The following is a 14,097-nucleotide window of genomic DNA, read 5'->3' on the forward strand; positions in this document are numbered from 1 at the left end:
GTCATTCAGGTAGGTCTTCTCGGGTTTTTCGAGACGCCTATCTGATTGGCTTACAGGAGAGGGCTTCATGGTGGGGTGGCAGATGAAACGATGGACAGGTCTGCTTGGAGGCTTGGTGGTGCTGGTCACTGCGCAGATCTCGCTGGCTGCAACCCTTACCGTGACCCCTCAATCCAACCTTCAAGCGCATATTGATCATGCTCAAGATGGGGATGAGTTGGTTCTTTCCCCTGGTGATTACCATGGTTCCGTCATTGTAGATCGCTCACTGCGCATTACTGGGCAGCCTGGGGCGCGGATTATTGGTGATCATAAAAACAGTGTTATACGGGTCATCGCACCGGGTGTGACCATCTCTGGATTATTGGTCTCTGGATCAGGTGAGGATCTTGGCGCCCATAATGCGGGTGTGTTGCTGGATAAAAAAGCCCACGATGCTGTTGTAGAGAATAATTATTTTAAAGATAATTTGTTTGGGGTGTTTGTACAGGGTGCCAAACGAGCTTTTGTATTAAATAATAAAATCGATGGTATGCAGACACGTCGCCTGAATGAACGTGGTAACGGCATACATCTTTGGAATACCACAGGTACCCGTATTGATGGCAATAAGGTACGGTTTGGACGGGATGGTATTTTTATTACCACCAGTCACGGCAATGCACTTCTGAACAATCATTTTACCCATGTACGTTTTGCTATTCACTACATGTACGCCAATAAAAACAAAGTTATGGGTAACTATTCCGAAGGCAACCATTTGGGCTATGCCTTGATGTTCTCTAAAAAGTTGGAGGTTGCCCATAACCGCTCAGTGGCGGACCGCGACCATGGTTTGATGCTTAACTTTACCCACCGATCCAACATTTATGAGAATCTGGTTGAGCAAGGCAACGCCGACAAAGGGCCTGGAAAGTGCCTGTTTCTTTATAATGCTTCCAAAAACGAAATCCGGGATAACCATCTGCAGGGGTGTGACATTGGTATACACTTCACCGCAGGCTCCCAGGATAACCTAATCCATGGCAATGCTTTTGTGGGTAACCGAAAACAGGTTAAGTATGTGGGTACCCGGCATTTGGAGTGGTCCGTCAAAGGGCGTGGTAACTACTGGAGTGATCACCCTGCTTTTGACTTGAATAAGGATCAACGTGCGGATGCCGCCTACCGCCCCAATGATATGATGGATGTGGTGATGTGGCGTTATCCTCTGGCGCGGCTGTTAACGACCAGCCCTGCGGTACAGACATTGCGGGTGGCACAACGGCGTTTTCCGGCACTACTGCCAGGTGGCATTGTAGACAGTTATCCTTTGATGAAACCGGTTGCGCAAACGGGGAGAGAGGGCGGATGAACGCCATCACCTGTGAAAATTTAAGCAAGCGCTATCAGCGTCGCGGTCCTGCGGCGTTAGATGGGGTGAGCCTGACTATTGAGCAAGGACAAACCTTTGCTTTGCTGGGCCATAATGGTGCGGGTAAATCCACCCTCATGAAGCTGGCATTGGGTTTAATGCGCAACAGTGGTGGCTCCCTGGCGGTTTTGGGGCAAGACCCACGTGGGCGTGATGCTCAGTCCTTAAGGCAGCAGATTGGCTTTCTTCCTGAAAATGTCGCATTTCAAGGGAACATGACCGGGTTAGAAACCTTGGCTTTTTACGCCCGTTTAAAAGGGGTGGATATCAAACAGTGCGAGAGCTTGCTTGAAGAAGTTGGGTTACCGACTGAGGCTCGCAACCGTGCTGTTGGTGGGTATTCCAAAGGCATGCGTCAGCGGCTGGGCTTGGCACAAATGCTCTTGGGTGAGCCTAAACTTCTGTTAATGGATGAGCCAACAACAGGGCTGGACCCTGCCCAAAGGCTTGCCATGTTTGACCGGCTTCAGGTTTTGCAAAAACAGTATGGTGTCACCATCATTATCTCAACCCACCACCTACCGGAGTTGGAGGGGCGTTGTGATCGGGCTGCCATTCTCAGGCGTGGCAAACTGGTGCTCTCTGGTTCTTTGGACCGTATGCGCCGTGAAGCCGATTTGCCGGTTACTGTTCAGGTGATGATGTCGGATGAAGAGGGACCGATACAACTGGCTGAACGTTTGGGCCGGGCCCATAGCCGTATAAATGGTCATGCTTTAAAGTTGAGTTGTCCTGATCATGATACAGCAGCTTTAATCTCTGACATTCATGGGGTTGGCATTGCACTGTCGGATATCCACATTGAACGTCCCAGTCTAGACGCGGTCTATTTTCACCACTGTCAACAGGCTGATCAGCAGGAGGGTATGCTCTCATGAGTACGGTGATGATCATTGCCCGTAAAGAGTATGGTGACCGTTTAAGAAACCGTTGGATCCTCTCTGCCACACTGCTGTTGGCGGCACTGTCATTGGGGCTTTCTCTATTAGGTTCTGCACCTGTGGGTAGTGTTGGGGTTGGAAGTTTGGAAATTACGGTGGTTAGTTTGGCCTCACTTTCCATCTTTTTATTGCCCTTAATTGCCTTAATGTTGGCCTATGATGGCATTGTTGGTGAGGCGGAAACTGGTCAGTTGACACTGTTGCTTACCTACCCCGTAGAACGCTGGGAGATCTTAGCCGGTAAATTTTTAGGCCATGCCATGGTTATTACCACAGCAACGGCCATTGGTTATGGTGTGGCGTTACTGGTGCCTTTGTTTGGCACTGACGGTTTGGAGCAGGAGGGGTTGATTGCCTTTGCTCGCCTGCTCAGTACATCCATATTAATGGCGCTGGCTTTTACTGCTATGGCCATGCTGTTTAGTGTGGCTTCTCGTGAGCGGGGGGTGGCAGCCGCTTGGGCTGTGGCGGTCTGGCTGCTGTTTGTTCTGCTTTTTGATGCCGCGTTGTTGGGTGTGCTGGTGGCTGCGCCAGACTGGATTCCACCTGAGGTGTTCCCTTATTTGTTAATGCTTAATCCTGCTGATGCATTTCGTATTTTTAATCTGGGTGGGTTGGATAATATTCGACAATTCTCAGGTATGTTGGCGGGTATGGAGGCATTGCCAGGTTGGTTACCCATTACGGCAATGATGGTATGGATTGCCGCACCGCTGGGTGTTGCGGGGCTGCTGTTCCAACGTCGGGAGATTTGATCATGCGTATACTCTGGCTATCTCTGTTTGTTTTGTTGAGTGCTTGTGGTGGTGATCAAGCCGCGCTTATGGCTGAAAAACCCAAACCTGCGATGTATGACGACGCTGTGGTGGGTAAGAGTTGCGGTATGTTTTTATCCGAGCACCAGGGGCCTGTTGGCCAACTGTTTATTAAAGGTGAGCCTGAGCCATTTTGGTTCTCCACAGTGCGGGATATGCTGACCTTTGTTGCTGCACCAGAGTGGTCGCATCGTGTTGTTGCTGCTTATGTGAGTGATATGGCCAGCCCCAGCAGTTGGGGAGACAGAAAACAGCTCCAATGGCTGGATGCAAAAAGTAGTCTCTATGTGATCCATAGTGATCAACGGGGTGGCATGGGGGGAGCAGAGTCGGTGCCCTTTGCAAGCGTTGGGGCGGCCCAGGCGTTTGTTGTGGATCATGGCGGAAAAGTGGTGACCTTGGACAATATGCCCCACTCTTATCTCATGGGAATTGAGCAGGTTGAGAATGAGACCCCATCTAAACCTCACCCGGGGACGTGAATGGGGCAGGGGATGTGGAGGGGATGAGTAACCACAAGGGGCCTTACTCGCTACCTGTTGATACCGTGATAGGTAGAGCCCAGATCGGGTGCAATGCCCTTTTGAGTGTCATGTTCTAAGAGCTTTTGCTGCGGGTGTGGCTGTTATTTATGGCGACCACACTTATCCATTAGATGGTCTCCCCTTGCTGAATTTCTTTCTGTCCTTTTAAATGCTTTAAACTAGTAGGACTCTTTTACGCCATCACCGCTGTTGTGTTTGATCTTTTTGAGTGATCTTCAGCTTAGAAGGTGTGACTCTCCGCTCTCATCACGTAGGTATTTCTCCATGTCTGCCCTAGGTGAAAGGCTTTTATGGGGGAGGCTCTCTATCTGTTGAGAGAGGGGAGCTCAGATACCCGTGCTTTTAGGGCAGGGCTCGGCCTTGCCTTGCTTCATGCGCAAGGCTGGGCCGGTCGGATCTCGGACGACATGGAACGGGCGCATGACCGGTTTAAGTCAGGGTGAAGCATGTTGATTACTGGTAACCCAGTTTTTGTGCTAGCCCTTTGGTCAGGTCTAAAATTTCCTGGCCTTGAGCTTCTGTCATATGGTTTTTCCAATCCCCAGCAATGCCTTTACGGGCATCCGATGTCTTGGATTCATCACCAGGGTTGCGGCCTGTCACATTTTTAAACAGATTTTTCTGCACGACCTCTTCCACCAACCCGATATCACTGTTTACCGTTAAAAAATTAAACAGATCCGTGACAATCTCATTGGGTTGGAGCAGCAGCTGTTCATAATGAATACGAAACGCGTTGTTTGGCATGCGCTGTTCAAAAGCATAGGCTTTTTCAATGGCGTGCATCCAGGATATCTCAGTAGCAAAACGGCTAAATGCCATCATGTCCTTATCAAAACCCTGTTCGATAAAACTGGCATTTTGTTCCCGTACGTTCTGGTGCCAGCCTGAAACTGCAGCATCTCTAGGATCCCGAACAATATAAATAAATCGGCTACTAGGAAACACAGCAGAACAGAGTTCCACGGTCAGGCTGTTCTCGGTAGATTTATCCCCGACCCAAAGAATGCCCGGCTCATTCTGCCAGTAACGCTCTAAAATACGTTCACAAGCTACGGAGAACAGGGCCAGCCGATCTGTGTTGTTTAAGGAGAACTCTGGGCCGACATTCTGGTGGGCATCGTGGAGTTTTCGTACTTCATCAAGCCCTAAAAAGAGAAAGAGAAATTTACCCTCTCCTTTACAGATCATTTGGGGGTGGCTGTTGATAATTTTTTGTAGCCATGTGGTGCCCGATTTGGCGGCACCACCCACAAAAAGATAGTTGGGACGGTTGGGGGCTTGAGACATGGGGTCCATGGGGGCTCCATTTATCATGGTATCTGCTACAAATGAGATAAGAATAAAAGATTGACAGCTTTAACAGGTTGTTCGGTCTATCTTGTTATTCTGGCGCGTAGGTAAAGCGATGTACGGTTTCATCATCGGCATAGTAGCTACCTATTTGGCGTAACCGTTTATGTTGATCTCGGCTTAATTGGTCTTTGCCACGTCCCGTTTTACCCACATTAAACTCTGACTTTTGCCGGTCACCTTTGATACTGCGTATGGCGGAGTGAATCTGATCATCCGTCGCTTCAGCCCCAATGTGGGTAATTAAGGATCGCACCGTTTGAAAATCCTGCCGGGTGATCTGTTCATAATCAACAAAGCGGATATCAATGATCTTTTTACGGGCCAGATTATGCCAAGAGAGCAGATAGTCAAAAAACCAAGGTGCTAAGAGGTCGATCAACATATCTAAGCGATAGCTTTCATCCCCCTCCAGGAATTTTTTGATCATGTCCCCTGAACGGTAACGCCACATAAAATCGATGCCAGAAAGGGTAAATTGGGCCATATAATCGGTGATGGTGTCGGGTGAATGTTTAACCAAGCTATCCCGAATACTCACCAGAGAGTCTGCAATATTTCGGGTGGTGACAATGGGGATAAAGTTATCCGTCAGGGTCATTTGCCATAAGGTATGTAGGTTGGCAATAAGATGATGATGGGAAATATTATTGCAATTGGTCGCAGAAATCCCCAGTACCATCGGCATATACAGCTGATGATTGGGCGCAATGAAGCCTGTATTTTCCCCTTCTGGTGGGGTGATGCCCAACTTAGCGGCCAACTGGCCCATTTGAACCTGTTCACCAAAGTGTACCGTTGTATAGGAGAGGGCTTGACGCAGGACATTACTTAAAAAAGTTGAGGCACTGCGGGGCTGTGAACAGATCAAAACCTGTTTAGCGTCCGATTCAATATCAAAACGTGTATTGGCGGTGGTATAAAAATCCCGAATGAAATCGGATGTGTGAGCGTTTAATAGTGGAATGCTATCTTCACCATCAAGGCTATGGTTGATCTTATGAATTTTTAAAATCATGGTGGCCTTCCAGGCATGGGTCATCAGTCATACTAGGGCAGTGAATGTGCAATTTTCAAACCAGGGTAGAAAGGTTGCCTGGAGAGGAGATTCTTTTCTCAGCTGACGGCAAGCGGGGAACAACCGGCCAGTGTGACTACTCAAACTAAAAACAAATCAAAAGCCTGTCCTATTTGGAGAAACAGATGCGTTGGCAACCGGATTTAAAAGAGCATGCGGTCACCGATCAAAAACTCTACCTCAATCGGCGACGGTTTATTGAAGGGTCCATGGCCACAGCCACAGCTTTGACCTTGGGAATGACGCCATCTTGGGTTGGCGCGGCAGAAAAACCCACAGGCAAGCCGATGTCCCATACAAAGAACACAAGCTTTGCCCCTAAAGAGGCTTTGACGGAATATGAGTCGGTGACAGGCTATTGTAATTTTTATGAACTGGGTTCACGTAAAAAAGATCCAGCCCGAAATGCAGCGTGGTTAAAAACAGACCCTTGGACGGTCTCCATTGAAGGGGAGGTGACCAAGTCAGGAAAAATCAGTATTGAAGATTTAATGAAACCTCATGCATTAGAAGAGCGTATCTACCGCTTACGATGTGTCGAGGCCTGGTCAATGGTTGTACCTTGGATTGGTTTTCCTCTTGCTGATCTGCTTAAGCGCTTCGAACCAACGAGCCGAGCAAAGTATGTGGCATTTGAAACGCTCTATGATCCGAAAACCTTAAAAGGGCAAAAACGATCCATCATCGACTGGCCTTATGTTGAAGGGTTACGTATGGATGAGGCCATGAACCCATTGACCTTCATGGTCGTAGGGCTTTACGGACATGTTTTGCCGAACCAAAATGGTGCCCCTTTACGGCTGGTCGTACCCTGGAAATATGGATTTAAGAGCATTAAATCCATTGTTAAAATTCGCCTGACCGAAGAACAGCCACCGACCTCTTGGAACCTGCATGCGCCTAAAGAGTATGGGTTTTACGCAAACGTTAACCCCCATGTTGATCATCCGCGTTGGAGCCAGGCAAAAGAGCGCCGCATTGGGGATTTTCTTAAACGTAAAACGCTCATGTATAATGGCTATGAAGATTATGTTGCAGAACTCTATAGCGGTATGGATCTACGGGTGCGTTTTTAATGATACCGTGGCTAAACTGGAACCGTGCCCGATACGTGCTCATGCTGATGATGTTGATGCCTATAGCGTGGTATACCCAACAGCTGTTTGCCGGAGAGCTGGGGGCCAACCCCATTGAGTCTGTCATCCGCGCCAGTGGTCGTTGGAGTCTCTATCTCTTAACGGCCACACTCTCGGTCACACCCCTTCTTACTTTAACAGGCTATAAACAGTTAGGGCGGTTCCGCCGAAATCTCGGGGTAGCCTGTTTTGGATATGGGTTATTGCACCTTCTGCTCTATGTGGGTCTGGACCAATTTTTTGATTGGGCCGCCATAGGGAAAGATATCTTAAAAAGACCCTTTATCACCATCGGTATGGCGACCTTTGTGCTCTTGTTACCCTTGGCCATGACCTCCAATAATGGAATGGTCCGTCGCTTGGGCGGCAAGCGCTGGAAACAACTGCATAAGTTGGTCTATCTAATCGCCCCTATGGCTCTGATTCATCTTTATTGGTTAACCAAGGCGGATTATCGTTTTGCCCACCAAATGGCGCTTTGTATTGGCATTCTATTGATATGGCGACTCTGGCGTTCTCAACCCCTGCAAATATGGGCAACCAAATGGGTCAAGGTGTGACATAATAGGCAATTGTCCCCTCTGGTTGGACCGGGGTCTCCCAAGCCTTTTTGTTACCCGGAAGCTTCATGCGTCGTTTAATCCTTTTTATTGCGCTGCTTTGGCCCTTTGCGTGGGCTGTGTCTGCGGCAGACCGGGTGCCTTACCATGTTCTCTTTACGGGTCTTGAAGAGGGCAGCCCCCTCGTCACATTGCTGGAAAAAGTCTCCGAAAGTAAGGCACGTACAGATCAGCCGCCACCGAGCTCTTTTCTGTTAGCCCAGCGTGGCCGTAAAGATTTAGAGCAACTGGAAGCAGCCTTGCGCTCCCGTGGTTACTTGGATGGGCGGGTTGATCTGCTGCCTATTACAGAGGAAAAACCCCCATACACACTCCGCTTTAAAGTCACAACGGGTACGATGTATCGTCTGGCACGTGTGGATATTGAAGCTCTGCCTGGTTATGAGGGCTATACACCGCCTTTACCCGATACCCTGGGTTTAAAACAAGGAGAAGCAGCACAATCCCGTTCCATCCTGGATGCACAAGAGCAACTGATTGTTCAGAGCCGCAGCCTTGGTTACCCCTTTGCCCATGTAGAGGGGCGCGAAGCCTGGGCGCAGCCAAAAAACCATACATTGGATCTGACGTTTCGGATCAATCCTGGGCCCCAGGTCACCTTGGGGTCACCAACCCTGATAGGTAATAAGGATGTCGACCCTGCTTTTTTGCAGCGGCGTATCCCATGGCAAGTAGGGGTTTCTTACCATCCCGAACGCATGGTTGAGCTGCGTCAGGCTTTGGTCACGACCGGGCTTTTTCGGCAAGTACGCATTCAACTACCCAAACAGCCTGCACCGGATGGCCACTGGTCGCCACAAATTAGCTTAGAGGATAAACCAAGGCGGACCATCCGTGCGGGTGGCAGTTGGCATAGTGATCAAGGGCCCCGTGTCCATGCTTCATGGGCCCACCGCAACTACTTTGGGGCGGGCGAGAATGTCAGTTTTACATCGCAGTTAAGTAGTGACCAGCAGCTACTCAAAGCCAACTATACCAAGCCTGATTTTGGACAGCGACGGCGAACCTTGCGTGTGTCGACCATCTTGGAGCGGGCTCAGGAGGAGGCGTATGACCGGACAGGTTTGGATGTTGAAGGGGGGCTGTTGTGGCCTTGGCGTCAACCCTATGATCTAAGCTTTGGGGTAAAGCTAGGCATGACAACGTTGGAGGATCTAAGCAGCAACCAACAGGATAACTACGCCACACTCACTCTGCCGATTGGTTTGAGTGCAGATGCTACTGATGATCCTTTGGATGCGGTTGAGGGTTACCGCATGGGCTTAGAGCTGGCCCCCGTGGTGAAGTTGGTTGGAGATGCCACCAACTATTTGCGGGTAAGTGGCCACACCAGTGGTTATTGGAAGCTACAGGCCAAACCACGCTTGGTGTTGGCTGGCCGTCTACAGGTAGGCATGGCTTTAGGGGCAGAGTATAGTGCCATGCCGGTAGATCGACGTTTTTATGTGGGGGGTGGTGGAACCTTGCGGGGTTATGGGCACCAGTTAGCAGGTCCACTGGATGGTGAATATCTACCCATTGGTGGTCGCTCTATGTTGGTTATTAACAGTGAGGTTCGTTACCGGGTCGTGGACAAGGTTGGTATGGTGGCGTTTGTGGATGCTGGGCGTGCCTATGCCTCTGCCATACCTGATGGCTCAGCTGATCCTCTGATCGGTGTAGGACTGGGGGTTCGGTATGCTTCCCCCTTGGGTCCTTTTCGCTTGGATATCGGGGTGCCGACCAAACAACGACAAGGGATTGATGATCCTTTTCAGATCTACCTCAGTATTGGGCAGGCCTTTTAATGGTGCATGAACCTTCAGAACAAGAGAGTACCACAGTCAAAACAACCCGTTCTTGGTGGGGGCGGATCTTACAGCTTTTTGTGGTTGTGTTGTTTGTTGTGCCTCTTATTCTTGCTGGCGCTTGGCACTTTACGCCGCTTCGAGCGTGGGTACAAAACCATATTGTGGTCCTTGCGGAACAAGCTGGGGTTGAGCTGCACTTCTCTCCCAAGGGTCTAAGTTTGGTTGATCTGCACTTAGACACCGTGGTGATCAAAGATCAAAAAGGGGTCTGGTTGACGGCACAGGATGCCCATATAGGGTGGCAACCCCGTGCGCTGTTGCAAGGTCGCTTACGGATCGATGCTCTGACGTTGGCCCAGTTGCATGTTCAACGTCCACCAGTGACAGAAGATCGTTCAACCAAGAAACCCCGCCCCACCGATGAGACATCTGCGCAAGCGCCTGATTTTGCACCACTGTTAGCTGCGCTTGAGCTACCCCATATGGCCATAAATCGGATTCAGTTAGATGCCCCCTTAACAGGGGGGGTGCCACTCTCTTTGTCCCTAAAAATGGGGCTGGCTCAAGTGACAGAAAACCAACAAAAGCCCCTTTCACTTGACCTGCAGGGCCTGGATAACACCGACCTTAAACTTCATATCCAGGGTGCTTTGGGGCTGGACGGACCACTGACACTGACATTAGCTCAGGATTTAACACTCTCCGGGGCTTTAAGTGCAGCCTATTTAGGGGCACGAACGGACGATACACACCATCTGCAGTTACACGGTCAGGGGCCGTTGCAACAGTGGTCGGCCCAATTACAGGTCAACTCCAGCGCATGGGGGGTTGTACGCAGTCAGTTCTCGCTGGCCCAAACCGCGCAGGGTATGGATGTAGGCTGGCATGGCACCTGGAAGTCAGGATCTCATGCTGCGCTACCCCCTTGGCTTCCTGATCTGCTCAAAGAAGGTGAACTCCCCTTTAACCTACAGTTAAAACAACAGCCCAAGCAGATTTCTGTTGAGCAGATTGCGCTCAAGGGGCAAGGGTGGCAACTGCAGGGTCAAGCGGCTGTTCAGGATGGTACGAAGCTCTCTAGTAACTTGACCCTAGATGTCCAGGATCTTGCCAGCTTTCAACCGGTCATTGGCCAATCCATTTCAGGGCAAGGCTCTGTTCAGGTTCATGCTACAGGTTTGCTCACGGCCCCCACTGCAACCGTTGATGTCCGTTTAGCCCAAGCCACGCTACCGGATGTTGCGCTTAAACATTTCAGTTGGAAGCTTAAGGCCATACCCGATCCTAAAGGGGGGTATGAGGTTCAAACCCACGGGGAGAGTGATCTCACATTAGCGGCACTACCGGCAACTGACCGGCACTTGAACCCAGCCTGGAAAGGGCGCGTAAGTTGGCACCCTTCAGCGCCCCTTCAGCTGCATACGTTTACGCTCAAAGAGCGGCACCTATCCTTACAGGCTGGGGGGACGTTTGACCTGTTGAAACAGCATGGTGGGTTGGCGCTATCTGTCGATAGTGCACCGCTACACAAGCTTCTGGCACCTCATGGGGTAGAAGGTAAAGGGACGTTGCGGCTGCGGGGGCAGGTTGATGTTGAGGCTGGGGTAGAGCGTATCCACATCCATAGCCACCTTCAGGGCCATGCCTTACAGCAGTGGCCTGAGCCACTGGCCAGTTGGTTAGGGCAGGATCCCCGCATGGATCTCAACGTGGCGCTGGTACCTGGTGGTGATCTGACCCTGAAGCAGCTTAAACTCACGACACCCGTTGCCCAGTGGCAGAGTAACGGGGTGCTTTACGCCAAAGGTGACGTGCAACTTGATGGGCAGTTGCATGTGGCTGATCTGGCGCCCGTGGGGAGACCGATGGCTCAGGACCTCGCAGGTTTACTCGCCATGGATCTTGAGCTGTCAGGTCCGTTGCAAAACCCGGATGTTCAGGTGCAACTACGGGGTGAGGAGCTATACCAAGACGGGCAGTTGCTGCCTGAAGTGCTTATGGATCTGTTTGCCCATGATGTACTTAAAAACCCCCAAGGTCACGTCACATTAAAAGCAACCCATGGTGGGGATGATGCCGTATTGATCGGTCATTTTAATTTGGATCAAGCACAGCAGCGGTTAAAACTGCCCAAACTCTCGATACAAGGACCACAAACGGATCTGCAGGGTGCATTATGGGTCAATTTAGCCACCATGGGGGTCAATGGAGACCTGCAAGGTGGGGTCAAAAACCTACAGGCTTGGCAAAGTTGGCATCCTGCGCTGAAAAAAATCCAAGGCAAGCTGGATCTGGATCTCCATGCTGATCAGAGTAAGCAGGCCTTGGATTTTTCCATACAGGGTGAAGCCCTTGGTTTTGAATCAATAGCCTTGAAGAAGCTGGCAGCTACAGGTCAAGTGACCGGGCTGGGAGAAACCGCACCTCAGGTTCAGGTAACAGCTAAGTTGCAGGGGGTAGAACAAGGCGAATACCGGCTGGATCAGCTCTCAACCCGTATGCAGGGGGGGGCTGAGCAACTGACCTTTAGTCTGCAGGGGCAAGGTTTTGTCGCTGCTCCGCTATCCATACAGCTGAGTGGTGATGTGGAACAAAGTAAAACGGGTATTAAGCTGGCTTTGCATACCCTGAAGGGTGCGTGGGATAAAACCCCATTGGCCCTTAAGCAGCCATGGCAGTTTGAGCATACGACGGATGGCCAGTTCAACAGCCTGCCTTTAGATCTAACATGGGGGGAGGGGGGTGTTCAAGCAACCCTACACAAGGATCATAAGCAGATTACGACACACATTCAGGGGCAAGTGGATTTAACTACGCTTCCCCCCATCCGGCAAGCAGGTGTGGCTGGGTGGGTGCGGGTTGATGCTCAATTGGCCGGTGAACTGGCAGCGCCTACTCTCAAGGCTCAATGGCAGTTGGATAACATTAAACTGCCGAACCCCTCTGGCACCACTGTGCCTCTGCTCAATGGTAAAGGGTCACTGGCGCTCTCTCCTGGTCAGCCTATAACAGGTACCGTGGCATTAACAGGCCTAGGTGAGCGTGCCTTAGAGGGGCATGTGACCGTTCCTGCCCGCTTTAGTTTAGAGCCCAACCTATTTGAGCTTCAGCGGACAGGCCAGATAAAAGGTGATTTAAAGGGGAACCTTGCCTTAAAGCGGTTGCTGCCATGGTTGGACCTGCCGGAGTCCCAACGGTTGGATGGACAGCTTGGGTTGGATTTGGCGATCAAAGGTAGTCTGGATCATCCCGTACCTTCAGGGCATATCACGCTGACAAATGGCTTGTTTGAACAGGCCGAAGCGGGTTTACGTCTGTTAGATATGAATATGAATGCCCGGATAGATGGTCTGGGGCTGGTTATAGAACGTTTTAGTGCCCACGATGGTTTGAAAGGCAAGATGATGGTAACCGGGCAGGGGGCTTACCAAGCAGATGGTGCGCACCCGGTTGAGATGCAGTTGAATTTGGAGAATATGACCCTGGTGCAGCGGGATGATGCGGTTGTCAATTTGGGGGGGGGTGTGCATCTGTCTGGTCATGCCCAGACATTTGCCATTGATGGCGATATTACCCTTAACCACGCCAATATTTTTCTACCGGATCCTGCCGGTAAACCAGATATTGAGACGGTTGATATTAAACGTCGGGGAGAAGCCCAACCGCAAACGGAATCCCCAGAAGCTCAACCTTCCAAAGGTCTTTTGGATCTGCGTATTCGTGTTCCAGGGCGGGTTTTTGTCCGGGGGTTTGGGCTGGAGTCTGAGTGGGCAGGAGATCTGCAAGTCAAAGGTACGACGCTGGCCCCTTCGGTGGTGGGTGGGTTGGGTATCAAGAAGGGCCAATTGGATCTATTAGGGCGGCGTTACGCCATTGATAAAGGGGATGTGACCTTTTCAGGTGCAACCCCCCCTGTTCCCCAGCTTAGTGTACAAGCCAAAACACAAACAGAGTCATTACAAGCTATTATAGGGTTGGAAGGGCCTGCCACCAAACCGGAAATTGTGTTTTCCAGTGAGCCTGAACGGCCTAGAGATGAAATTCTGTCCAACATTCTATTTGGCCGAGATAGTGACCGGTTGACGGCGGCAGAAGCGGTTAAGTTGGCGGGTGCCCTGAATACTCTGCGTGGCGGTGGCCCTGGAATATTGGATAAGGTGCAGCAATCCATTGGTTTTGACCGTATGGAGTTTAAGGGCGATTCGCCACAGACTGGTGCGGTGAGTGTGGGAAAATATTTAACCGATAAAGTCTACCTGGAGGTGGAAAAAGGGTTGGCGCCAGGCTCCCGTAAAGTTCGGTTGGAGTTGGATATTGGGCGAGGGGTGCAGGTAGAGACCGATATTGATGAGACCAATATGCCGGCATTTGGTGTGGAGTGGAAAAAAGAGTATTAGCCCATGGG

At 50.6% G+C, this 14,097-nt stretch carries 10 protein-coding genes; 8 read left to right on the plus strand and 2 right to left on the minus strand.

Annotation, left to right across the window (positions count from 1 at the left end):
* The first annotated feature begins 82 nt into the window (after nucleotides 1–82).
* The 4 genes from V5T57_RS16460 to V5T57_RS16475 are packed head-to-tail and all read left to right on the plus strand — an operon-like array spanning nucleotide 83 to nucleotide 3,652.
* Nucleotides 83–1,354, plus strand: coding sequence for a nitrous oxide reductase family maturation protein NosD (locus V5T57_RS16460; RefSeq protein ID WP_332892346.1), 1,272 nt, complete (start codon nucleotides 83–85; stop codon nucleotides 1,352–1,354).
* On the plus strand, nucleotides 1,351–2,292 hold the full coding sequence (locus V5T57_RS16465) for an ABC transporter ATP-binding protein (RefSeq protein WP_332892347.1): 942 nt from the start codon (nucleotides 1,351–1,353) through the stop codon (nucleotides 2,290–2,292). Before V5T57_RS16460 ends, V5T57_RS16465 begins: the two co-directional genes overlap by 4 nt.
* On the plus strand, nucleotides 2,289–3,110 hold the full coding sequence (locus V5T57_RS16470; RefSeq protein ID WP_332892348.1) for a DUF2705 family protein: 822 nt from the start codon (nucleotides 2,289–2,291) through the stop codon (nucleotides 3,108–3,110). The genes V5T57_RS16465 and V5T57_RS16470 overlap by 4 nt, the downstream gene beginning before the upstream one ends.
* Nucleotides 3,111–3,112: 2 nt before the next feature.
* Entirely contained in the window at nucleotides 3,113–3,652 is a 540-nt protein-coding gene (locus V5T57_RS16475) for a nitrous oxide reductase accessory protein NosL (protein WP_332892349.1), read from the plus strand.
* A gap of 516 nt (nucleotides 3,653–4,168) precedes the next feature.
* Here V5T57_RS16475 and V5T57_RS16480 read toward each other — a convergent pair.
* Nucleotides 4,169–5,014 carry a sulfotransferase family protein gene (locus V5T57_RS16480; RefSeq protein WP_332892350.1) on the minus strand — a complete coding sequence of 282 codons (846 nt, stop codon included), beginning with the start codon at nucleotides 5,012–5,014 and terminating at the stop codon, nucleotides 4,169–4,171.
* An 85-nt stretch (nucleotides 5,015–5,099) separates the two neighbouring features.
* Entirely contained in the window at nucleotides 5,100–6,086 is a 987-nt protein-coding gene (locus tag V5T57_RS16485) for a sulfotransferase domain-containing protein (protein WP_332892351.1), read from the minus strand.
* A gap of 185 nt (nucleotides 6,087–6,271) precedes the next feature.
* Between V5T57_RS16485 and msrP the strand changes: the two genes are divergently transcribed.
* The 4 genes from msrP to V5T57_RS16505 all read left to right on the plus strand — a co-directional run bounded on the left by msrP (nucleotide 6,272) and on the right by V5T57_RS16505 (nucleotide 14,089).
* Nucleotides 6,272–7,222, plus strand: a complete 951-nt coding sequence (gene msrP, locus V5T57_RS16490) for a protein-methionine-sulfoxide reductase catalytic subunit MsrP (protein ID WP_332892352.1) — start codon at nucleotides 6,272–6,274, stop codon at nucleotides 7,220–7,222.
* Entirely contained in the window at nucleotides 7,222–7,842 is a 621-nt protein-coding gene (gene msrQ, locus V5T57_RS16495; RefSeq protein WP_332892353.1) for a protein-methionine-sulfoxide reductase heme-binding subunit MsrQ, read from the plus strand. Before msrP ends, msrQ begins: the two co-directional genes overlap by 1 nt.
* Before the next feature lie 68 nt (nucleotides 7,843–7,910).
* Entirely contained in the window at nucleotides 7,911–9,689 is a 1,779-nt protein-coding gene (locus tag V5T57_RS16500; protein ID WP_332892354.1) for an autotransporter assembly complex protein TamA, read from the plus strand.
* The gene (locus V5T57_RS16505) at nucleotides 9,689–14,089 is read left to right on the plus strand and encodes a translocation/assembly module TamB domain-containing protein (protein ID WP_332892355.1); all 4,401 of its coding nucleotides are present in this window, start codon (nucleotides 9,689–9,691) and stop codon (nucleotides 14,087–14,089) included. The genes V5T57_RS16500 and V5T57_RS16505 overlap by 1 nt, the downstream gene beginning before the upstream one ends.
* Nucleotides 14,090–14,097 lie beyond the last annotated feature (8 nt).

Origin of the sequence: Magnetococcus sp. PR-3 (assembly GCF_036689865.1) — a bacterium.
Classification (GTDB): domain Bacteria; phylum Pseudomonadota; class Magnetococcia; order Magnetococcales; family Magnetococcaceae; genus Magnetococcus.

What these genes read in the sequence shown, in the direction of transcription:
- V5T57_RS16460 (WP_332892346.1), top strand. Translation starts at nt 83, where the DNA reads ATGAAACGATGGACAGGTCTGCTTGGAGGCTTGGTGGTGCTGGTCACT.
- V5T57_RS16465 (WP_332892347.1), top strand. Translation starts at nt 1,351, where the DNA reads ATGAACGCCATCACCTGTGAAAATTTAAGCAAGCGCTATCAGCGTCGC.
- V5T57_RS16470 (WP_332892348.1), top strand. Translation starts at nt 2,289, where the DNA reads ATGAGTACGGTGATGATCATTGCCCGTAAAGAGTATGGTGACCGTTTA.
- V5T57_RS16475 (WP_332892349.1), top strand. Translation starts at nt 3,113, where the DNA reads ATGCGTATACTCTGGCTATCTCTGTTTGTTTTGTTGAGTGCTTGTGGT.
- V5T57_RS16480 (WP_332892350.1), bottom strand. Translation starts at nt 5,014, where the DNA reads ATGGACCCCATGTCTCAAGCCCCCAACCGTCCCAACTATCTTTTTGTG.
- V5T57_RS16485 (WP_332892351.1), bottom strand. Translation starts at nt 6,086, where the DNA reads ATGATTTTAAAAATTCATAAGATCAACCATAGCCTTGATGGTGAAGAT.
- msrP (WP_332892352.1), top strand. Translation starts at nt 6,272, where the DNA reads ATGCGTTGGCAACCGGATTTAAAAGAGCATGCGGTCACCGATCAAAAA.
- msrQ (WP_332892353.1), top strand. Translation starts at nt 7,222, where the DNA reads ATGATACCGTGGCTAAACTGGAACCGTGCCCGATACGTGCTCATGCTG.
- V5T57_RS16500 (WP_332892354.1), top strand. Translation starts at nt 7,911, where the DNA reads ATGCGTCGTTTAATCCTTTTTATTGCGCTGCTTTGGCCCTTTGCGTGG.
- V5T57_RS16505 (WP_332892355.1), top strand. Translation starts at nt 9,689, where the DNA reads ATGGTGCATGAACCTTCAGAACAAGAGAGTACCACAGTCAAAACAACC.